Source organism: Enterobacter cloacae complex sp. SYL001, from assembly GCF_049237025.1.
Classification (GTDB): domain Bacteria; phylum Pseudomonadota; class Gammaproteobacteria; order Enterobacterales; family Enterobacteriaceae; genus Enterobacter; species Enterobacter intestinihominis.
The window spans coordinates 1-20915 of sequence record NZ_JBMKJI010000041.1; the positions used below are offsets into that span (position 1 = coordinate 1).

At 55.4% G+C, this 20915-nt stretch carries 24 protein-coding genes, 2 tRNA genes and 1 riboswitch; of the genes, 10 read left to right on the forward strand and 16 right to left on the reverse strand.

Annotated features, from left to right (window positions below; translation table 11 throughout):
* Positions 1-127: 127 nt before the first annotated feature.
* Positions 128-586, reverse strand: coding sequence for a methylglyoxal synthase (gene mgsA / locus ACOTZP_RS22770; RefSeq protein ID WP_003858146.1), 459 nt, complete (start codon positions 584-586; stop codon positions 128-130).
* An 80-nt stretch (positions 587-666) separates the two neighbouring features.
* Positions 667-1329, reverse strand: a complete 663-nt coding sequence (gene csgI / locus ACOTZP_RS22775) for a curli synthesis inhibitor (RefSeq protein ID WP_023305822.1) — start codon at positions 1327-1329, stop codon at positions 667-669.
* 171 nt (positions 1330-1500) lie between these two features.
* Here csgI and ACOTZP_RS22780 point away from each other — a divergent pair, with 171 nt between their 5' ends.
* A complete protein-coding gene (locus ACOTZP_RS22780; protein ID WP_006809337.1) occupies positions 1501-1914 on the forward strand; it encodes a CoA-binding protein in 414 nt (137 codons plus the stop codon).
* A gap of 32 nt (positions 1915-1946) precedes the next feature.
* On the opposite strand, the gene hspQ is transcribed toward ACOTZP_RS22780, so the two are convergent.
* Positions 1947-2264: a heat shock protein HspQ gene (gene hspQ, locus ACOTZP_RS22785; protein ID WP_003858136.1), complete on the reverse strand. Its 318-nt coding sequence runs from the start codon at positions 2262-2264 to the stop codon at positions 1947-1949.
* 60 nt (positions 2265-2324) lie between these two features.
* The gene (gene rlmI / locus ACOTZP_RS22790; RefSeq protein WP_023299749.1) at positions 2325-3515 is read right to left on the reverse strand and encodes a 23S rRNA (cytosine(1962)-C(5))-methyltransferase RlmI; all 1191 of its coding nucleotides are present in this window, start codon (positions 3513-3515) and stop codon (positions 2325-2327) included.
* Positions 3516-3608: 93 nt separating this feature from the next.
* On the opposite strand from rlmI, the gene yccX reads away from it, so the two are divergent.
* A complete protein-coding gene (gene yccX / locus ACOTZP_RS22795) occupies positions 3609-3890 on the forward strand; it encodes an acylphosphatase (protein ID WP_003858131.1) in 282 nt (93 codons plus the stop codon).
* On the opposite strand, the gene tusE is transcribed toward yccX, so the two are convergent.
* Complete coding sequence (gene tusE / locus ACOTZP_RS22800) at positions 3887-4216, reverse strand: sulfurtransferase TusE (protein ID WP_003858129.1); 330 nt, start codon at positions 4214-4216, stop codon at positions 3887-3889. The genes yccX and tusE overlap by 4 nt on opposite strands.
* 88 nt (positions 4217-4304) lie before the next feature.
* Positions 4305-4964: an FtsH protease modulator YccA gene (gene yccA / locus ACOTZP_RS22805; protein WP_003858127.1), complete on the reverse strand. Its 660-nt coding sequence runs from the start codon at positions 4962-4964 to the stop codon at positions 4305-4307.
* Positions 4965-5234: 270 nt separating this feature from the next.
* Here yccA and ACOTZP_RS22810 point away from each other — a divergent pair, with 270 nt between their 5' ends.
* Positions 5235-6863, forward strand: a complete 1629-nt coding sequence (locus ACOTZP_RS22810; RefSeq protein WP_271086548.1) for an ABC transporter substrate-binding protein — start codon at positions 5235-5237, stop codon at positions 6861-6863.
* Positions 6864-7007: 144 nt separating this feature from the next.
* Positions 7008-7095 (forward strand) — tRNA-Ser (locus ACOTZP_RS22815).
* On the opposite strand, the gene ACOTZP_RS22820 is transcribed toward ACOTZP_RS22815, so the two are convergent.
* The 3 genes from ACOTZP_RS22820 to ACOTZP_RS22830 are packed head-to-tail and all read right to left on the reverse strand — an operon-like array spanning position 7082 to position 9950.
* Complete coding sequence (locus tag ACOTZP_RS22820) at positions 7082-7918, reverse strand: ABC transporter ATP-binding protein (protein WP_271075282.1); 837 nt, start codon at positions 7916-7918, stop codon at positions 7082-7084. The genes ACOTZP_RS22815 and ACOTZP_RS22820 overlap by 14 nt on opposite strands.
* Positions 7915-8946, reverse strand: a complete 1032-nt coding sequence (locus ACOTZP_RS22825; protein WP_038415793.1) for a FecCD family ABC transporter permease — start codon at positions 8944-8946, stop codon at positions 7915-7917. The genes ACOTZP_RS22820 and ACOTZP_RS22825 overlap by 4 nt, the downstream gene beginning before the upstream one ends.
* Positions 8943-9950: an ABC transporter substrate-binding protein gene (locus ACOTZP_RS22830; RefSeq protein WP_271075283.1), complete on the reverse strand. Its 1008-nt coding sequence runs from the start codon at positions 9948-9950 to the stop codon at positions 8943-8945. The genes ACOTZP_RS22825 and ACOTZP_RS22830 overlap by 4 nt, the downstream gene beginning before the upstream one ends.
* Positions 9951-10123: 173 nt before the next feature.
* Between ACOTZP_RS22830 and ACOTZP_RS22835 the strand changes: the two genes are divergently transcribed.
* On the forward strand, positions 10124-11737 hold the full coding sequence (locus tag ACOTZP_RS22835; RefSeq protein ID WP_271075284.1) for a mechanosensitive ion channel family protein: 1614 nt from the start codon (positions 10124-10126) through the stop codon (positions 11735-11737).
* Between the two features lie 31 nt (positions 11738-11768).
* Here ACOTZP_RS22835 and ACOTZP_RS22840 read toward each other — a convergent pair whose 3' ends face one another.
* Positions 11769-12296, reverse strand: coding sequence for a helix-turn-helix domain-containing protein (locus tag ACOTZP_RS22840; protein ID WP_271075285.1), 528 nt, complete (start codon positions 12294-12296; stop codon positions 11769-11771).
* Positions 12297-12550: 254 nt separating this feature from the next.
* Here ACOTZP_RS22840 and ACOTZP_RS22845 point away from each other — a divergent pair.
* A tRNA-Ser gene (locus ACOTZP_RS22845) sits at positions 12551-12638 on the forward strand.
* Positions 12639-12680: 42 nt separating this feature from the next.
* Here the strand turns inward: ACOTZP_RS22845 and ACOTZP_RS22850 are convergent.
* Complete coding sequence (locus ACOTZP_RS22850) at positions 12681-13682, reverse strand: magnesium transporter (protein WP_271075286.1); 1002 nt, start codon at positions 13680-13682, stop codon at positions 12681-12683.
* 60 nt (positions 13683-13742) lie between these two features.
* Positions 13743-13912, reverse strand: a riboswitch (M-box (ykoK) riboswitch).
* Positions 13913-14070: 158 nt separating this feature from the next.
* On the opposite strand from ACOTZP_RS22850, the gene ACOTZP_RS22855 reads away from it, so the two are divergent.
* A complete protein-coding gene (locus ACOTZP_RS22855; RefSeq protein WP_271075287.1) occupies positions 14071-14571 on the forward strand; it encodes a DedA family protein in 501 nt (166 codons plus the stop codon).
* Between the two features lie 92 nt (positions 14572-14663).
* Positions 14664-15905 carry a bifunctional glucose-1-phosphatase/inositol phosphatase gene (gene agp, locus ACOTZP_RS22860; RefSeq protein WP_271075288.1) on the forward strand — a complete coding sequence of 414 codons (1242 nt, stop codon included), beginning with the start codon at positions 14664-14666 and terminating at the stop codon, positions 15903-15905.
* 31 nt (positions 15906-15936) lie between these two features.
* Here agp and ACOTZP_RS22865 read toward each other — a convergent pair whose 3' ends face one another.
* Positions 15937-16164 carry a YccJ family protein gene (locus tag ACOTZP_RS22865; RefSeq protein WP_022647674.1) on the reverse strand — a complete coding sequence of 76 codons (228 nt, stop codon included), beginning with the start codon at positions 16162-16164 and terminating at the stop codon, positions 15937-15939.
* An 18-nt stretch (positions 16165-16182) separates the two neighbouring features.
* A complete protein-coding gene (gene wrbA, locus ACOTZP_RS22870; RefSeq protein WP_022647675.1) occupies positions 16183-16779 on the reverse strand; it encodes an NAD(P)H:quinone oxidoreductase in 597 nt (198 codons plus the stop codon).
* 391 nt (positions 16780-17170) lie between these two features.
* Here wrbA and ACOTZP_RS22875 point away from each other — a divergent pair, with 391 nt between their 5' ends.
* Complete coding sequence (locus tag ACOTZP_RS22875) at positions 17171-17341, forward strand: general stress protein (protein WP_001273664.1); 171 nt, start codon at positions 17171-17173, stop codon at positions 17339-17341.
* Between the two features lie 116 nt (positions 17342-17457).
* A complete protein-coding gene (locus ACOTZP_RS22880) occupies positions 17458-18378 on the forward strand; it encodes a DMT family transporter (protein WP_421633790.1) in 921 nt (306 codons plus the stop codon).
* Between the two features lie 102 nt (positions 18379-18480).
* Here the strand turns inward: ACOTZP_RS22880 and rutG are convergent, their stop codons facing one another.
* The 3 genes from rutG to ACOTZP_RS22895 are packed head-to-tail and all read right to left on the reverse strand — an operon-like array spanning position 18481 to position 20913.
* On the reverse strand, positions 18481-19797 hold the full coding sequence (rutG, locus tag ACOTZP_RS22885) for a pyrimidine utilization transport protein G (protein WP_032624507.1): 1317 nt from the start codon (positions 19795-19797) through the stop codon (positions 18481-18483).
* Between the two features lie 21 nt (positions 19798-19818).
* Entirely contained in the window at positions 19819-20313 is a 495-nt protein-coding gene (gene rutF / locus ACOTZP_RS22890; RefSeq protein WP_022647678.1) for an NADH-dependent FMN reductase RutF, read from the reverse strand.
* 9 nt (positions 20314-20322) lie between these two features.
* Entirely contained in the window at positions 20323-20913 is a 591-nt protein-coding gene (locus ACOTZP_RS22895) for a malonic semialdehyde reductase (RefSeq protein ID WP_022647679.1), read from the reverse strand.
* Positions 20914-20915 lie beyond the last annotated feature (2 nt).

Sequence of the window (20915 nt, forward strand, 5' to 3'; positions counted from 1 at the left end):
AACGCTTGCGTACTACGACCGAAAAACCCAGAGTGTGCTCCGGATAGACTGAAAAGTGTTACCTATGTTCCCGGTCTGATCTGTTACCTATGTATCCGGTCATACAGCTGCGCCACCGGGCAAAAAACTACTTCAGTCTCTCCGCAAGATAACGCTGATAATCCGGGATCAAAATCTCCACCGGATCGTTAAACTGCGGCGATTCAATGATGAAATCTGCCGTTGAAAGATTGGTGGCTACCGGAATGTTCCATACCGTCGCCAGACGCAGCAGCGCTTTAACGTCCGGATCATGCGGAACCGCGTTCAGCGGATCCCAGAAGAATATCAGAACGTCAATTTTACCTTCCGAAATCTGAGCGCCGACCTGCTGGTCACCCCCCATCGGGCCGCTCAGCATGGCATTCACTTCCAGACCGGTTTCGCGGTGGATCAGGTTGCCGGTTGTTCCCGTGGCAGAAAGGGCATGATGCTGTAAAAGAGGCTGATGGCGACGAACCCAGTTAAGCAGCATTTGTTTACAGTGATCGTGCGCAACCAGAGCAATGTGCTTGCGCGCCGGAAGTGTGCGTGTTGTCAGTTCCATAATCTTATCCGTGAGGTTACCTCGCTACACGATGACGGGAACTGACTGATGCTGCAAGAGAAAGGACGAAAAAATGTGGCTTACGACGAAGGTTGTCGTTTCGCCCATTGCAGAAAACGGGCGCGCGTGTCCGGATCGGCATTCTGGAACCAGAATTTGAGGCGTTGCTCAGTAAGGGTCTGCGACTGAGGAGGGAGTACATCCAGCTCCGATACGCCCGAAAGCAGGGTACTGTCATCCGCCATCATGGTGGCGAACTGGGGCAGGGAGGCGCGCCTGCTGGCTCTGTTATAGATCTCCGTGTCCGCTTCGTAATCTGTTCCTTTTGGCCTTTTTGTCAGCGCCAGGATATCCAGCTTTACCGGGATGGGCATAGAATCCCCGTCCACCAGCTCAATGCGCGGTGAGGCATCAAATGCCAGTGACTCTTTTTCTGTTTCAAGGTGCGGGAGACGAAAATTGACCTGGCTGATGCGTTGGGTATTAAAGCTGACCACCAGCGGAGGCGAAATGTACACCTGCTGTTCGTTGTCGGCGAGGCGAATCGTCTTTTCAACCCGAAAAACCACCTGATGCGGGCCATTATCCAGCTCGATGCTGTCTGCGCCCCGCAGCAGGGAGCTGGAGACTTTTTTCCCGTCCAGCACCAGCAGGTCAATGTCGGTTGAGAGTCTGAGGGTGGTTGCGAAAACACAAACCGGCATGATTAACGCAACCACAGCCCAGGCAATGCCGGTTTTCATAGCAGACTCCTGTAGACAAACTACCTGGTAAGAATGTATCAAAATTTTTCGATAAACACGTTTACTAACATATAGACATATTCTGCCGTTTTGCCCTCATACTTCTGTATGGGATGCGTGGTTGAGATGTCCGCTTTGACGTACACTTTGAAAAAAACCAGGAGGAACAGCATGAAAGAGAACGACATTGTCGAGATTCTGACGTCCACGCGCACTATCGCGCTGGTCGGCGCCAGCGATAAACCGGATCGCCCAAGCTATCGGGTCATGAAATACCTTCTGGACCAGGGATATCACGTGATCCCGGTCTCGCCTAAGGTGGCGGGGAAAACGCTGCTGGGTCAGCAGGGCTATGCGACGCTCGCGGACGTGCCGGAAAAGGTGGATATGGTGGACGTTTTCCGTAATTCAGAGGCGGCCTGGGGCGTGGCGCAGGAGGCGATCGCCATTGGCGCGAAAACGCTGTGGATGCAGTTGGGCGTGATTAATGAGCAGGCAGCCGTGCTGGCACGCGATGCCGGGCTGAAAGTGGTGATGGATCGCTGTCCGGCAATCGATATTCCCCGTCTGGGGCTGGCAAAATAAAAAAAGCCCGTTTTACGGGCTTTTTTACACCTTTAGTTACGCAGTCTTGGCGCCTGTAACTGTTTGCGGATGGTCTGAGCAAGCTCGTCCATAGTGGGTTGTTCCGGATGCTCATCCTGTAGTTCACCACTCAGCTGCGCTTCGGCAAGATAGGTATGGACAGGCTGACCATCGTCGCCCTCCATAACCACATGATACCAGGGCGCGGCGCGAAGCTCTGCGTCAACGGCCAGATCGTCTGCTGACGGTTCATCAAGGGAATACTCCGGGTCGATATCCACGACCACACCCAAATATCCAAGCAAGGTGTGGCGGACCTGCTGGCCGATACCGAATTTGCTGGCAATCATAGTCACCTCCCGGGAAACATTACATACACACTATGTGCGGGCAATATTTCTCTTTTCAAGTTACATGACGCGACAGGCAAACCCTTTCAGATACAGCCCTTCCGGGTAGGTAGCGATCACCGGATGATCGGCGGCCTGACGGAACTGCTCTATAAATTGTACATCACGACCCGCATCTATTGCGGCATCGGCGATGATTTTTTGGAATAAATCTGTCGTCATCAGGCCAGAGCAGGAGAACGTCAGCAGAACGCCACCCGGGTTCAGCAGCTGGATCGCCAGCATGTTGATGTCTTTATAGCCACGGCAGGCGCCCATCAGCTGGCTTTTATTTTCTACAAACTTCGGCGGGTCCATCACGATAACGTCAAATTTCTCGCCCTGGTCGCGGTATTTACGCAGCAGTTTGAACACGTCGTCGCGCACAAACTCCGCTTTGCTCAGATCCAGCTTGTTTAGCTCAACGTTCTGTTTCGCCACATCCAGCGCTTCCTGTGAGGTGTCGACGCTCACAACCTGGGCACAGCCGCCCATCAGGGCAGAGACCGCAAAGCCGCCGGTATAGGAGAAGCAGTTCAGCACGCGCTTATCGGCAACGTACTGGCGCGTTGCCAGACGGCTGTCACGCTGGTCGAGATAATAACCGGTCTTATGGCCGCCCTGGATGTCCACCAGCAGCTTCATGCCGTGCTCCTCGATAGGCAGCAGGGCAGGCGGCAGTTCGCCGGTGACCGGGCCCTGCGTCAGCTCCATGCCCTCTTTTTTACGTACCGCCACGTCGCTGCGGTCGTAAATGGCACATTCCGGGAACAGGGTTTGCAGGGCGCTAATTAGCGCGGCACGCTGGTATTCCGCCCCGGCGCTCAGCAGCTGCAACACCAGGAAATTGCCGAAGCGGTCAATGGTCACGCCCGGCAGCCCGTCGGATTCACCGGCAATCAGACGATAGCTGTCCAGCCCGTCACGCTTTGCCAGCCACTCGCGCCACTGCTGCGCCTGTTGCAGACGACGGACAAAGAAGTCGATATCGATGGCTTCTTCTTTATCGAACGTCCAGACGCGCGCGCGGATCTGAGATGCAGGCGAGTATGCGCCGCGTGCTAACCATTTCCCCTGATGGTCAACAATATCGATGGTTTCACCGAGGCTGGCTTTACCTTCCATGCGGGCAACCGCGCCGGAAAAGACCCAGGGATGGCGGCGCAGTAATGACTTCTCGCGCCCTTTGGCTAACACTAAACGTACACTCATAATTTGCTATTCTGTCGATTCCAATGAAATGGCCGCCATTTTCCCGACTTCAGCGAGGAAATGCAACGCGCCAGTCGGATAAGGAGAAGGATGATGTCAAATGTATGCACCATTGCCTGGGTCCATGGCCTTGTACAGGGCGTCGGATTCCGCTACAGCACCCAGCGCGAAGCCCTTCAGCTCGGACTGACGGGGTATGCGCGTAACATGGATGATGGCAGCGTGGAGGTTGTGGCCTGCGGTGAGGCGGATCGGGTAGAGAAGCTGGTGGCGTGGCTGAAAGCGGGCGGACCGCGCAGCGCGCGGGTTGATAAGGTGCTAACGGAACCGCATCAACCCGGCCGGGAATACGCTGACTTCAGTATTCGCTATTAAATGCATTTTACCGGCTTTGGCAGGCCGGCAATTTTTGTCGCCTGTTTAGCCGGGCCTTTCGGAAACAGGCGATACAGATAACGGCTGTTGCCTTTCTCTTCGCCAAATTTATTCGCCATGGCTTTGACCAGCATGCGGATAGCCGGAGAGGTGTTGAATTCGAGGTAGAATTCGCGCACAAAGCGCACCACTTCCCAGTGTTCCGGGGAGAGGGTAATTCCTTCGTTTTCCGCAATTTTCTCCGCCAGCGCTTCGCTCCACTGGCTGCTCTCTTTCAGATAACCGTCGTTATCGGTTTCGATCTCTTTGCCTTCAAAACTCAACATATTCATTCACGCGTTAGTCAAAAACCGCCTCAGTCTACCAAAAAAACAAAGCCCCGCATAAGCGGGGCTTTGTTCACAGCACGGTGAGTTAATCGCGGCTGGCGAAGCCCAGGATGCTCAGCAGGCTGACAAAAATATTGTACAGCGAAACATACAGGCTCACGGTGGCGCGGATATAGTTCGTCTCACCGCCGTGAATGATGTTGCTGGTTTCATACAGGATTGCGCCGGATGAAATCAGGATAAACACCGCGCTGATTGCCAGATGCAGAGCAGGCAATTGCAGGAAGATGTTCGCCAGCATACCGACCAGCACAATCACGATACCCGCCATCAGCATACCGCCGAGGAAGGACATGTCCTTACGGGTGGTCAGCACGTAGGCCGAGCAGCAGAAGAACACCAGCGCGGTACCGCCCAGCGCCATACCAATCACGTCGCCCATTCCGGCAGACAGATAGGCGTTCAGGATTGGCCCCAAAATGTAGCCCAGGAAGCCGGTGAAGGCGAAAGCGGAGAGAATACCCACCGGTTTATCCGCGGTTTTATAGGTAAGGAACATCAGACCATACATACCCACCAGCGTCAGGATCAGGCCCGGAGAAGGCAGCATCAGTACGGTGCTGGCCGTCGCGGTGATCGCCGAAAACGCCAGCGTCAGGCTGAGCATGAAATAGGTATTGCGAAGCACCTTATGGGTGCTGAGTAGCGATGTGCGGTCGCGTGAAGAAGTAATTATACGATCCATGAGTCACTCTCTTATGACAGATGTAATTAGCGCAAAGAATAGGAAACGGCGCGGCAGACGCAAAGTGGTTTTACCCATCTTTACTCAGCCCCTTAGGGATTATGCTGGTTTTTTATTCTGGTAAAGCCTTTGTACTCAGAATGAAGTGCGGTATGCAAGGCGTATTCAGATCAACCTCTTATAGGTCACTGAAAAATATTGCGTTATTTCCCTAAGGCCGCTAAGAGTTATTTCCGGATCGTCATAAAAACAGACAATAAGGCGAAGGAAATGAAACCACAAACACGCATGCACTTTACGCTCTCTTTGTTAACCGCAGGGGTCCTGTGCGCCAGCACGGCAACCTGGGCGGCTAACGTGCCAGCAGGAACCCAGCTGGCAGATAAGCAGGAACTGGTCAGGAACAACGGCAGTGAACCCGCCTCGCTCGACCCGCATAAAGTCGAAAGCGATGTCGAATTCAATATTATCAGCGATTTATTCGACGGGCTGGTCAGCGTCTCTCCGGCAGGTGAAATCCAGCCGCGCCTGGCGGAGAAATGGGAAAATAAAGATAACACCGTCTGGACTTTCCATCTGCGCCCGGGCATTACCTGGAGCGATGGCACCCCCATCACCGCGGAAGATATTGTCTGGAGCTGGCAGCAACTGGTCGACCCGAAAACCGTCTCTCCGTATGCCAGCTATCCCGGCAGTATGCGTATCGTCAACGGCACTGATATCGCAGAAGGCAAAAAAGCACCCGAGTCGCTGGGCGTGAAAGCCATCAATGACACCACACTGGAAGTGACGCTCACCCAGCCAAATGCTGCTTTCCTGGCGATGCTGGCTCACCCGTCTCTGGTGCCGATAGATAAAGTCCTGGTAGGTCGTTTCGGTGATAAGTGGACCAAACCGGAGCACTTCGTCAGCAGCGGGGCCTATAAACTGTCACAGTGGGTGGTGAACGAACGCATTGTGGCGGTGCGAAACCCGAAATACTGGGATAACGAACATACCGTCATCAACAAGGTGACCTATCTGCCCATTTCCTCCGAAGCCGCTGACGTCAACCGCTACAAAGCGGGCGAAATCGACATCGCCTACACGGTGCCGATCAACCAGTTTGCTCAGCTGAAGAAAACGCTGGGGAACGAGCTGGACGTATCGCCGCAGCTTGCCACCTATTATTACGAATTCAACACCACCCGGCCGCCGTTCAGCGACGCCCGCGTGCGTAAGGCGCTGAATCTGGCGCTGGATAAAGATATTATCGCCGGGAAAGTTTTAGGGCAGGGGCAACGCCCGGCATGGCTCATCAGCCAGCCGGATATTGGCGGCGTCAAGTTACAGAACCCTGATTACGCCAGCTGGCCGATGGATAAACGCATTGCCGAGGCGAAAAAACTGCTGGCCGAAGCCGGATTTAACGACAGCCATCCGCTCAGCTTTAATCTCCTCTATAACACCTCGGAATCGCACCAGCGTATTGCGATTGCCGCCAGCTCGATGTGGAAGAAGAACCTCGGCGTAGAGGCGAAGCTGCAAAACCAGGAGTGGAAAACCATGCTTGATACCATGCACACCCATAACTTTGACGCGGTGCGCTACGCCTGGATTGCTGATTACGATGACGCCGCAACCTTCCTGAATAACTTCCGTACCGGCGACAGCCAAAACACCACTCAGTACAGCAATCCGGAATACGATCTGGCTCTGGTGAATGCGGCGAAGGCGAAAACGGCGGAGGAGCGCGGTAAGTTCTACCAGCAGGCAGAAGATCTGCTGGGGCGCGATGTGCCGGCGATCCCTGTCTACCACTACGTGCGCACGCACCTGGTGAAACCGTGGGTAGGGGGCTTCACGCCGGATAAGCTTGGCTACTACTACACCAAAGATATGTACATCAAAAAGCACTAACGATCCGCGGTGGATATTATGCTGGTAAAACGGCCAATCTGTTGTCTATTCAACCGATTAAACGCATTTTGGCTATTTTTAAAGCGAACGAATGCGCGCACCCTTTACAGCGCGCGGTGAGGTGTTTATAGTTCGCCTCACTTAGGAAGCGTGGCCGAGCGGTTGAAGGCACCGGTCTTGAAAACCGGCGACCCGAAAGGGTTCTAGAGTTCGAATCTCTACGCTTCCGCCAAATTCGAAACCCCTGCGATAGCAATATCGCAGGGGTTTTTGCTTTTGTTCTGGCTCTCCGCCATGTTACCCATGTTATAGCTTATCGTGATCCCGGCGTCGGCCTTACAGACCTGAGCTTTTACGCACCAGGTATCCGCGATGTTCGAGGGCGTCAGCACCGCTTCGGGCGCACCCGTGGCTGCGATCTGCCCGGCCTTCAGGAGGATCAGACGCTGGCAATAATTGGCCGCAAGATTGAGATCGTGCAGTGCAACCACCACCGTAAGCGGCAGCTGTGAAACGAGCCGCATCAGCTCCAGCTGGTGCTGAATGTCCAGGTGGTTTGTCGGTTCATCGAGCAACAGCACCTGCGGCTGCTGGGCCAGCGCGCGGGCTATCTGACTTCGCTGTCGTTCTCCGCCTGACAAAGAGTGCCATCGCCGCTGGCGTAAGCTGCATAACTGCATCAGGCCAATCGCCTGTTCAACCGCAGCCTCATCGTCGCGCGTGGTTCTCTGGAATGTTTTCCGGTAGGGCGTACGCCCCAGCCTGACAATATCCTCAACGGTCAGTTCCCCGTCGACCTCAGCATGTTGCGGGACAAACGCCATGTGCTGCGCCCGTATTTTCAGCGGCATCAAGCCAAGCGTTGTGCCATTAAGCGCAACACATTCGCTGTGTCGTGGAAACAGCCCGGCGAGGCAGCGCAGCAGCGTGGACTTGCCTGAGCCGTTTGGCCCTAACAGGCCGACAATCTGCCCGGATGGCAGGTCGAGATCGATATCCTTAAGCACCGTCTGCGCCTGTCGGGCTACGGTTAACCCGGCCACTGTAATATTCATGGATGCTCCTTTCGGTTTTGATAAAGCAACGCCACAAAGACGGGGGCGCCCACCAGCGCAGTCACCACCCCGATGGGCAGAACCTGGTGCACGATCAGCGTGCGTGAGACGATATCGGCAAGGATCATAAAGTGGGCGCCGATGAGAAACGTCAGCGGGATCGAGCGGCGATGGCCCGGCCCGCATAGCATGCGCGTCACATGGGGAATGACCAGCCCGACAAACCCCACTGCGCCTGTGGCGCTCACCAACGTGGCGGTGACAACGGCACAGGTCAGCAATAAAACAATACGCACGGCGGTAACCGGGATCCCCAGCGTGGTGGAGACCTCATCCCCGAAGGTGAAGGTGTCCAGCGCCCGGGAAAAGAGCAATACCACCAGTAAACCCGCAAGCGTAACGGCCAGCGCCAGCAGCGCGTCAGGCCAGCGCACGCCGCTCAGACTCCCCATCAGCCAGAACATGACGCTACGGGACTGCTCGGCATTGGCGGACGTGCTGACGACGTACGCGGTCATGGCGTTGAAGAGCTGGGTGCCCGCAATACCGGCCAGCAAAATGCGCGAGGGGCTTTCACTCATGCCGTTTGTAATCACCATGATGAGCGCAAAGGCGGCGCAGGAGCCGACAAACGCACCGCTGCTCACGCCAATCACGCTTCCCCCCATGCCGAGAAGCATCACGCAGACGGCCCCCAGCGAGGCGCCCGCGGAAATCCCCAGCAGATAAGGCTCAGCCAGAGGGTTACGCAGGATCGACTGTAACACCAGCCCGCACAGCGCCAGGCCACCGCCGCTGCACGCGGCCATCACTGCCCGGCTCATGCGATATTGCCAGACGATACCCTCCTCCGTTTGTGGCAACGCATAAGAGGTCAAACCCAGTCCGTTGAGGATCGCTTTCCCGGTACTGGCATACGACACCGGCATATCACCGATACTGGCGGCAAAAACCAGCATTAGCGGCAGCGCCATGACGCCTGCTGCCAGTAAACCTTGCTGGCGGCGGTCAAAAGCGAAATGACTCATTGTTCATCCCGGAAAGAAGCCAGCCGCTCGCTGATAAGCTCAACCGCATCGACGTTACGTAATGAAGGGTTTAACGACATCGCCGGCACCACAATAATGTGGTTGTTCCTGACCGCAGGCATGTTCTTCGTCACCGGGTCATTACGCAAGAATGCTTTTTTTACCTCAACGTCATCGGCAGGGTAAAGCCTGCGGGACATCCCGGCGATAACAATCACGTCCGGCTGCGACTGGGCAATATGTTCCCAGGTTACAGCCGGCCATTCGTCATGAGAGTCAATAATGTTCTTCAACCCCAGCGTGCGGCTGATCCAGCCAGGCGCGCCGTAATTCCCCGCCACCCAGGGATCGCCATTCAGACGGCTACTTGAGAACCAGAATACGACGCGAAGCGGTTTCGCTGAGACGCGCGCCTGGGCCTTTTTGATACGTTCCGTCAGCGTATGATTAAGCTGCTCACCTCGCGCGGAAACATCAAATATCGTCGCCAGATCTGTCACTTCCCGTGTGATTTCGGCCAGCGAAAACGGCGCGCTGCGTGCTCCGTCTGCGTTTGACTTTTCCGTCACCGCTTTATCCGTGCAGTCGGCAGGAGAGATCCACGTATTAATCCCCAGCGAGGCAAACTGCTCACGGGTGCCCACTTCTCCCTGCGGACCAATGTGCCAGTGATACTGCGCGAGAACGAGCTCAGGTTTCTGTCCCACCACGGCTTCAAAGGAGGGGGAATTATCTGCAAGCCGGGGGATATTTTTCCCGGCATCTGCCAGCGGATCCGGGAGCTTGCCGAACCAGACCGACGTTGCGGCGATCTTTTTCTCCAGCCCCAGTGCGAGCAGTAATTCTGTTTCATGCTGTCCCACGGTCACGACGCGCTGAGGAGCCTGCGCAAAGGTCTGCTTTACGCCGCAATTTTCAATCGTGAGGGGCCAGGAGGTTGCTGAGAAAGCGGTAGGCGCCGTGGAGAGCAATAAAGCCAGAAATAACCCTTTTTTAAGTAACATAGAACATAATCCCAAATTGTTATGTTATAACATAATACATATATTGTGATTGAGAGCAACACGCTCGCCGTCACTTGTTGCAGAAACGAAAGGCTGGACTATTCTCAACATACCCACCTGGCATTCGCGGGTTGCCTGAAAAACAACAAGATTTCTGATTTGGGGTAGTGAGGATGAAAAAGATCCTGCTCGCGTTTGCGTTCTGTTTTGCCTCCCTGAGCGCCTTCTCATCGTATGCCGCTGAGCCCCGCCAGGCGCCTTCTGAGCAGGAGCGCGCCCGGACGGTCTATATTTTTCATCAGCCGATCGTCATGCTTCAGGCGAAATTTGGCCTGACCACGCCGGAGGAGCGCGTTTTACGCATCCGCAACACCCTGCGCAATTTTACCGAGGCGGACGTGCGTGAGCCGCTCACTATCGTCCCCGTGACCCGCTATAACCAGCAGGGGCGGCTGATCGTGATGAACGGTAAGCCCGTGATGCTGCTGACGGAAGGGGATTTGGACGAAGGGGACGATCTCACCCTCGATCAGGCCGCGCAGCGCGTGCTGGCGCGCATGGAAGCGCAGAGAATGGCGCTGCGCGATCAATACGATACCGGCTGGCTGGCGCTGTCGACGGTAAAAGCTGCCGCTGGCCTGCTGGCGCTTTTGCTGCTCTGCTATGGCGCCTGGCGATCCTGGCGCTGGTTTCGACGCGTCTACCGTCTGCGTATTGTGGAGAATCGCAGCCGGGTGCCGCAAAGCTGGCGGCGGTACATTGGCGCAATTGAGATTCGACTTTACGCCTTGCTGATGTTCCTGTTGGGTTTAATCGGCTTTTACGTCTGGCTGAGCTGGGCATTCAGTCTGTTTCCGTGGACGCGGGTGTGGGGCACGTCGCTGGGAGACTGGTCGCTTCGCGTGGTGCAGCAAATTGCCCTGGCGATTGTCTCGGCTTTGCCGGGGCTGACGATTGTTCTGATCATTTTCCTCATTACCGCTTTTATTCTGAAGCTTCTGAGGATGGTGCTGAATCAGGTGGAGGCTGGTCGTCTGCAACTTCCCGGCGTACATCCGGAAACCGTGGGGGCAACCCGTAAGCTCATTTCCGTCGCCGTCTGGCTATTTGCTCTCTCCGCTGCCTGGCCGTTTCTGCCCGGCGCAAACTCACTGGCGTTTAAAGGTATTAGCGTCTTCTTCGGCCTGATGTTAACGCTGGGTTCGGCAGGGGTGATGAACCATGCCATGAGCGGTCTGGTCCTGATTTACTCCCGCGCACTGCGTAAAGGCGATGTCATTCGCGTGGCGGATAACGAAGGTAAGGTCAGTGAAATAGGCATGCTGGCGACCAAAATTATTACCCGGGAAAATTATGTCGTTACCGTGCCCAATGCGGTGGTGGTGAGCGGTAAGATCACCAACCTTAGCGCGCTACAGCCCGATGGCAGACTCAATCTGACGGTCAGCGTCACTATCGGTTATGACACCCCATGGCGTCAGGTGCATGCCATGCTGGAGCTGGCCGCGAAACGGGCAAAAGGGATTGATCTTTCCGAGCCGCCGCTGGTGCGCCAGTTAGGGTTAATGGACTGGTATATCGCCTACGAGTTGCAGGTTCGTCTGCTGCCCGACCAGTCCCTCGCGGTTGCCCGCAATGAACTGCATAGCCAGATACAGGATGTGTTTAACGAATTTAACGTGCAGATCATGTCTCCGAATTTTGTTATGCAGCCAGAGGGCAGCGTAATGGTTGCCAAAGAGAACTGGTATACCGCGCCCGCCAAACCCCCTCAGGGCGAAACCTGAGGCCCCGGTTTTCACGTGGTAAGGCAAAAGATCACAGTTTCTGATCGACAATCGCCGATTTTATACGGGTCATCGCCAGAATGTTTTTTGAACGCATATTCAATTTCTCGAGGATCCTCACGCGGTAGGTGCTGGTCGTTTTTTGTGACAGTTGCAGCTTTTTCGCGATTTCATGATTTTCCATATGGAAAAGCTTTAGCACGTCATATTCGCGTCGGGTAAAGGAGTGTGTCCTGAGCGCCCGATAAAAACGCATCAGCTGCTGAAAAGGGTGAGCAGTAAAATGCATCGACGAATAGATAATATTATCAATTCTCACCGCGCTGTTGGCTTCTATCTCATGCATCAGGACAATGTAATCACGCTTGACTTTTTTGACCTGCTGAATGGTTTTATTGCGTAACTTATCCTGTTCAATCGCAATGATAAAATCCATCGCCTGATCGACCCCATCAAGATCGTGAATATCCGCGTCATCGCGAATCAAATGGGTCGATGTCAGGGAGCTTGATACACCATGGCAAAGGTAATAGTTATCACTGATAAATAAAAAATTCATAATCGTCGTTAAATAAAATCATGGCTAATCTCTTATCGCAGTGATCCACGGTTAATGGGTGTTGTGCGAAAAAGAGTCTAAATGACCACCCGCGAATCTAATAAACGTTATGAATGTAAAAATAAATGTTTACATTTTAGCCAGTCGATGGCGAAGAAATCAGCGGGACGGAAGGGGAGGACGAAAGACGTGTAATGTTATGCAATTTCGTGCTTTACATCATGCTCAGAGATGTTTATAGTGCGCCTCACTTTGGAAGCGTGGCCGAGCGGTTGAAGGCACCGGTCTTGAAAACCGGCGACCCGAAAGGGTTCTAGAGTTCGAATCTCTACGCTTCCGCCAAATTCGAAAACCCTGCGATAGCAATATCGCAGGGTTTTTTCGTTATTCCAGCCCCAGCGTATACTGCGCGATTTTGAAGTAGATAATCAGCCCGGTGCCGTCGATTAGCGTGGCGATAAACGGTGCGGAGACCACCGCCGGGTCGATTTTGCAGCGTTTCAGTACCATCGGGATCACCGACGAGACGACGGCGCTCCACAGTGTAATGCAGACCAGCGTCAGGCTGACGATGAGCGTGATTTCCATCCCAATACCCATCATCCAGGCGCGAACGCAGCCCGCCAGACCCAGCGTGGCGGCAATCATTAACGAGGTGCTGATCTCTTTGCGCAGCACGCGACCCACATCGCGAAGGTGGACTTCACCCAGCGCCATGGCGCGCACCAGCGTCGAGGTGATCTGCGTCCCGCTGTTTCCGCCGGTGCCAATCAGCAGCGGAATAAAGAACGCCAGCGCGATGGCAGATTCCAGCGCCTCTTCAAAATGCTGGATCACCGAACTGGTATACGCTTCCGCAACAAACAGCAGCAGCAGCCAGACGGAGCGTTTCTTCCACAGGCTGAAGGCGCTGGTTTCCAGATAGGGCTTCTCCAGCGGCAGCGTCGCCCCCTGAAGCTGGGCATCTTCAGTAACGTCATCTTCCAGCAGATGGGCGATTTCACGCTCGGTAAGGCAGCCCACCAGCTTGCCGTGGGTCACCACCGGCACCACATCCGCCTCCGCGTGCGCCAGCAGCCCGGCGACATCCGCCCGCTCATCTTCCGGTTTGAGCTGAATAAAATCCGATATCATCAACCCCTTAACGGGCTGCACGGTATCCGTGGCCTGCAATAATTTGCGTACGGCGATTAAACCCGCGAGGCGCCCGTTATCTTCGATAAAAATATGCGACGGAATATCATCATCTTTTAATTTTTCAAAGAACTGCTCGCGTGCCAGAGCTACGCATAATGAAATATCGATAACGATAAAATCGGTATTCATATATTGCGCGATGGCGCTGTCGTTAAAAGCCAGGTTTTGGTTGTGAATAGCGTAAGACATAGTAAATTCCCTTTGAATAATAAAATCTCTCAGGGGCGAGCAAGACAGGGCATGTCGGAAAGGAGATCCCCACGTCCTGGGTTCAGCACTGTACACCGTATCCCACAAGGGAAGTTATACTGACAAAGCCTTGATTCGACAGTGCCTGTTTTACCCTGTGCCGGTTCTCTCGAACCCACCAGAGCGATAACGTGTATTTGTACAGGAGCCTCGCCATAACGAGATCGTTGTAAAACGAGAGGGATAATACGCTTATTTAAAACCGCTGCTGAGGAATTTTAATAATGTTGAAGAACGGTTTAAATGAATAGTATTGACCGCATGTTGAGGTTTTATTTAACTGTTTTCTTTTTAAATGGAGAATTCATTTGTTACCGGAGAGAGTAAAATGGCATGGCTGGACACGCTGCTGGATCATTTTGCGCATTATCCGACGCATCTGTTCGCGCTGCTCGTTGTTATGGCGTTGAGTAAATCGACGGTGCTGGTCTCCTCGGTGCTGCCGCCCGCATCGGTCATGCTGATGGCGGGGATCGCCGTCAGCCAGTCGAGTCTGCATCCCGGAATGACGTGGCTGGCGGTGGTGATGGGCGCTACGGCAGGTTCGGTGCTGAATTACCATATCGGCAAGCTGATGGGGCATACCCGGCTGGTGTCACGCCTCACCGCAAAACATGCCGATAAGTTTCTGCGGGTACAGCATCAGCTGCAAAAGCACGGCGTAGTCGCGCTGTTCACGTCGCGTTTCCTGGCGGTGCTGCGTTATATCGTGCCGCTGGCGGCCGGCATGCTCAGGATGAGCGCGATGAAGGTTTACGTCGTTAGCCTGCTGTCAGCCTGCGCATGGGCGGCGCTGTATGTCGGCATCGTCACCGGCATCAGCATCTGAACGTATTCATCAGTTTGAGAAATGCTTCCCGAAAAAACGGTCACCAGTCTGTCACACTCAGCGTAACGATAAAAACGCATGAGGAAAAAGGGATGAGAAAAGCACTACTCGCTGTCGCCGTGGCAGGAACGCTTTCAGTGACGTTTGGGGCGCAGGCACAGGACACGCCGGATGGCTATCAGCTGGAACAGGTGCTCATCATGAGCCGCCACAACCTGCGCGCGCCGCTTGCCAATAACGGCAGCGTGCTGGAGCAGTCCACGCCGAAGCAGTGGCCGGAGTGGGACGTCCCGGGTGGACAGCTCACCACCAAAGGGGGCGTACTGGAAGTGTATATGGGTCACTATATACGCGAGTGGCTGGCAGAGCAGGGGATGGTGAAGACGGGTGAATGCCCGCCAGCGGGTACCGTCTATGCCTACGCCAACAGCCTCCAGCGCACCGTGGCGACCGCGCAGTTCTTTATCACCGGCGCGTTCCCGGGGTGCGATGTGCCTGTGCATCATCAGGAAAAAATGGGCACCATGGACCCCACCTTCAATCCGGTCATTACCGATAATTCCCCTGAGTTTCGTGAGAAAGCGCTGAAAGCGATGGAGACAGAACGGCAGAAAATGCAGCTGGATGAAAGCTACAAACTGCTGGAGCTGCTGACAAACTATAGCGACTCGCCGTCCTGCAAGGAGAAAAAAGTCTGTTCCCTGACGGAGGCGAAAGATACGTTCAGCGCCGATTATGAAAAAGAGCCGGGCGTCTCCGGGCCGCTGAAAGTGGGTAACTCGCTGGTGGATGCGTTCACCCTACAGTATTACGAAGGATTCCCGGCAGACCAGGTGGCATGGGGGGAAATCAAAACCGATCAGCAGTGGCGCGTGCTGTCGAAGCTGAAAAACGGCTACCAGGACTCGCTGTTTACCTCGACGGACGTGGCGCAGAACGTGGCTAAACCGTTGGTGAAGTACATTGATAAAGCGCTGGTGACCGAACAGGCCAAAGCGCCAAAAATTACCCTGCTGGTGGGGCACGACTCCAACATTGCCTCGCTGCTGACCGCGCTGGATTTCAGGCCGTATCAGCTGCACGACCAGCAGGAACGAACCCCGATTGGCGGTAAAATTGTCTTCCAGCGCTGGCATGACAAAAACACTAACCAGGAGCTGATGAAAATTGAGTATGTCTACCAGAGTTCAGAGCAGTTGCGTAATGCCAGCGTGCTGTCGCTGCAATCTCCTGCGCAGCGCGTGACGCTGGAGCTGAAGGGCTGTCCGGTAGATGGCAACGGCTTCTGTCCGATCGATAAATTCAATGCGGTGATGAACAACGCGGCGAAATAGAAGAAAACCCCCGCGCGGGCGGGGGGAACATTCAGACGTTTTTACGTTCGATGGTTTGCTCGCCCCAGAACAGCGAGTCTTTGTCGGTTTTTTCGAAAGCGCGAACCAGCACTTCATCGTTGCCTTCTTCCCAAATCTGCTCAGCCAGCTTTTCGTCATACCTGGCGACTTCAAAGATGGCTTCTGCAATCTCCGGAGAGGTATTGCGTAAACTTGCCCATTCGCCCACGTGGTGAGCTTTGGATTCTTGAGTTGGCATACTTGTCCTCCTGTTGGGTTAGCCGTTCAGTTTTTTGGCAAGACCCGCGACGTATTCACCCTGATAGCGGGCGATCGAAAGTTCTTCATTGCTTGGCTGACGTGAACCATCCCCACCGGCAATGGTTGTCGCGCCATACGGTGTCCCGCCACGAACCTGGGAAACATCAAACAGTTCCTGCGCGCCGTAGCCAATCGGCACAATCACCATCCCATGATGTGCAAGGGTAGTCCAGGTTGAGGTGATCGTCTGCTCCTGGCCGCCGCCTGTGCCGGTAGAGCTGAACACGCTGGCCAGCTTGCCGTATAACGCGCCGGAGGCCCAGAGCCCGCCCGTCTGGTCGAGGAAGGTGCGCATCTGGCCGGACATATTGCCGAAGCGGGTCGGGGTGCCGAAGATAATGGCATCATAGTCCGCGAGCTCCTGCGGGGTGGCGACCTGGGCGTTTTGTGTTTTTCCCCCGGCTTTGGCGAAGGCTTCCGCCTGCATGGTTTCCGGTACGCGTTTAACCACAACCTCAACGCCGTCTACTCTGTTTGCGCCTTCTGCAACTGCGTGAGCCATGGTTTCAATGTGTCCATACATGGAATAATAGAGCACCAGAACTTTTGCCATTTTGCATCACTCCTCGTTGGTTTTTCTTACAGCGGATCGCTGCGTTACTTTAAAGATATGACATCACGGCCAGACTGCAAAAATGAACGGCATTTATTTGATATATAACAATATCTTTTCGTTATGTGCTTTGTAGCAAAATGAAACAACTTTAGCAGCGCTGATTTTTCAAAATATAAGAATGGCTTATGGATGACCTCCTCAATATTTCATACGAAAGGCTGAGATCATGTTGCAGAATATTACCTCTCGCTTGCCGGATAGCCGCGTTACACTAAGCTTAGATTCACGCGGCACAGATAAAGGCACTGTCCTTGAGCCGCGAGGTGAAAGAATCCTCTTTTACTGAATGCAATATGATGTCTAATGTTTCACACTCTGGAGGTTAGAGATGGCAAACCATCGTGGTGGTTCAGGTAATTTCGCTGAAGACCGTGAAAGAGCATCAGAAGCAGGTCGTAAAGGTGGCCAGTCTAGCGGGGGCAATTTTAAAAACGACCCTCAGCGCGCATCAGAGGCTGGCAAAAAAGGGGGTAAAAATAGCCACGGCAGCAACAAGTAGTACGCCGGGTTAACTCTCTGCCGCCGGGTTTCCCGGCGGTTTTTTTATGTCTGCTACATTGAACTGTAATCAAAGGCATCGCACACTACAGGATTGATTCTTCGTGCTGGTGTCCCATGTCCGTTTCCCGTTTTACTTTCTCCATTAAGCCTCAGGAAGCCATCCTGATTTTGATCACCATGTTCTGGGGCGGAACCTTTCTTGCCGTTCAGTACGCGGTCACGATGAGCGATCCGTTTTTCTTTGTAGGGCTGCGTTTTGCAACCGCGGCGGTTGCCGTGGCGCTTATTTCGCTGAAAACCCTGTGCGGGTTGACCCTGACAGAGCTTAAAGCGGGTGTCGCTATTGGCGTGGCGATTGCCATGGGCTATAGCCTGCAAACGTGGGGGCTTCAGTCTATCTCCAGCAGTAAATCCGCTTTCATCACCGCCATGTACGTACCGCTGGTGCCGCTGTTGCAGTGGCTGTGCCTGGGCAGAATACCGGGCCTGATGTCGTGCATTGGAATCGTGCTGGCGTTCATCGGCCTCATTTTATTAGCCGGGCCGGAAAATAATCTGCTGGCGCTGGGGCCGGGAGAGATCATCACGCTGGTGGGGGCCGTTGCCATTGCGGCTGAAATTATTTTGATTAGCGCCTGGGCAGGAAAAGTGGACGTCAAGCGGGTGACGGTCGTGCAGCTTGCCACCGCGTCGCTGGTGGCGTTCGTGACGATGGTGCCGGCAGGGGAGTCCGTCCCGCCGATGTCTACCGGGCTTATCGTCGTGGCGCTGGGGCTGGGCGTTTTTAGCGCCATTATTCAGGTCACCATGAACTGGGCGCAGCGCAGCGTATCTCCGACACGGGCGACGGTCATCTATACCGGTGAACCGGTGTGGGCGGGTATTTTCGGGCGACTCGCCGGGGAGCGTCTGCCGCTGCTGGCGCTGGTGGGCGCGGCGTTTATTGTCGCCGGGGTGCTGGTGAGCGAGTTAAAGTTAAAAAAACGACGTAAGGCGACTGCCGGGTTGGGCACTGAACAAGGGGCAGATAGCTAACAACGCGCACGCTGTCCGTTTTGCCCGGCGGCGCTTCGCTTGCACGGGCCTACAATTGGCATGTAGGCCGGGTAAGCGTAGCGTCAACCGGCTATTTCAGGTTCAGGGGGTGATGGCTTCCGCTTGCGCTTCATCCCCTTTGCGGCGGCTAAGCAGGGCGTTGAGCAGGATCGCGCCGAAGGTCGCCGTGCCAATCCCGCCCACCGTAAACCCGCCCAGCGTCAGGGCGAAGTCGCCTGCGCCCAGCACCAACGTGACCGCCACCATGATCAGGTTACCGTTCTGGCTCAGATCAACATGATTCTGCACCCAGATGCGTGCCCCCGCGACGGCAATCAGACCAAATACAACAATCGAGGCGCCGCCAATCACGGGTGCCGGGATGGTGTGGATCAATGCGCCGAATTTTGGGGAAAAGCCGAGCAGTATCGCCATCACCGCCGCCGCCACGAAGACCAGCGTCGAGTAGACTTTGGTCACTGCCATCACGCCGATGTTTTCCGCGTAGGTCGTCACGCCGCTGCCGCCGACCGAGCCGGAGAGCATGGTCGCCAGACCGTCTCCCACAAACGCCCGCCCCATATACGGGTCCATATTGCGCCCGGTCATTCCCGCTACGGCTTTCAGGTGGCCCAGGTTTTCAGCCACCAGAATCACCGCGACAGGCGCGATGAGCATCATCGCCTGAGCGTTAAAGGTGGGCGAGGTCATGTGCGGCATCCCGAACCAGGCGGCCTGGTGAATCAGTGTGAAATCAACCGGCTTGCCGAGACCAAACACGTTCGCCAGCAGCGCGTAGATCAGACAGGCCGCAATCAGCCCGACCAGGATCAGCAGCCGCTGGATCATCCCGCGCGTAAAGACCGCCACCACGCCGATGCACAGCACCGTAATCACCGCCATCCAGCTTTCAAACGGCGAGCCGGATACGCTCTTCACCGCAATCGGCGCGAGGTTCAGGCCTATCGCCATCACCACCGCCCCGGTGACGACGGGGGGCATCATCCGCTCGATCCAGCGCGTGCCGACTTTCATCACCACCAGACCGGTCAGGGTGTAGACCAGCCCACAGGCGATAATGCCGCCGAGGGCCACGCTCAGGTTGGGGTTAATGCCCTGACCGTTAAACCCGGTCGCTGCAATAACGACTCCCACAAAGGCGGCGCTGGAGCCCAGATAGCTGGGCACGCGCCCGCCGGTGACAAAAAAGAACAGCAGGGTACCCATACCCGACATCAAAATGGCGAGGTTAGGATCCAGCCCCATCAGCATGGGCATTAGCACCGTCGCACCAAACATCGCGACCGCATGCTGCACGCCCATCACCATTGTCTGCCCGAGCGGGAGCCTTTCATCCGGCGCGACCACGCCTGCTTCTGTGGAGGTCGATTTCAACTGCCAGTGGGGAAGTCCGAACATGTTCTGTCTCCTGAATGCGGATTAACAGGCGGGTCGCATAAGTGCGTGATAGCCGCGGTCGAACCACACCAGCCCTTGCGGTGCCGGGTGGCGAACGATGGATACGATGTCGCAAAACAGAATGTCGTGGGTGCCGACGCTAACCACCTGGCTGATGCGGCAGTCGAACGAGGCCAGGGCATTTTCCAGACGTGGACAGCCCGTGTCGCCTGTCTGCCAGCGGGCAGCGGCAAAGCGGTCCTCCATCGGCGTTTTACCGCCAAACAGGTTGGATAATGGCTCCTGTCCGGCACTCAGCGTGTTAACGCACAGGGTGCGGTTCTCGTTGAAAATCGGCCAGACGGACGCGCCACGGTTGAGGCAAACCAGCAGAGTGGGCGGGGAATCGGTCACGCTGCATACCGCGCTGGCGGTAAAGCCCGCCATTCCCGCAGGGCCGTCGGTGGTGATGATATTGACCGCCGCACCGACGCAGGCCATGGCATCACGGAAGGTTTGTTGATCGGGTGTCGTCATGATGGCTCCTTACGCCAGCCCGCAGGCGTCTTCGAAGGTCAGACGCGGTAAGCGCCCATAGACTTTGCTCATATCGCCATAACCGATGTTAATCAGCAGATTGCTTTTAAGCAGCGTGCCCGTGAAAAAGGCCGCGTCCACTTTTTCCCGGTCAAAGCCGGACATCGGCCCGGTGTCGAGCCCGAGCGCGCGGCAGGCGAAGATCAGGTACGCGGCCTGCATCGAACTGTTGCGAAAGGCGGTCTCTTCCGCCAGTGCGGGGCTGGAGGTAAACCAGCTTCTGGCATCGCCGTGCGGGAACAGTACAGGCAGGCGCTCATAAAACTCGCTGTCCCAGGCGACAATTGCCGTGACCGGAGCGGTGAGCGTTTTCTCAAGGTTGCCGCTGGAGAGCGCCGGGCGCAGCTTCTCTTTTCCTTCCGGGCTTCGCACAAAGACAATGCGCGCCGGGGAGCAGTTGGCGGACGTCGGCCCCCATTTCATCAGGTCATAAATCTCGCGCAGCGTCTCGTCACTGACCGGTATATCCAGCCAGCCGTTATGGGTACGTGCGCCGGTAAACAGCGTTTCCAGCGCGGCGGGCGTGATGGCTTCGCTCATTC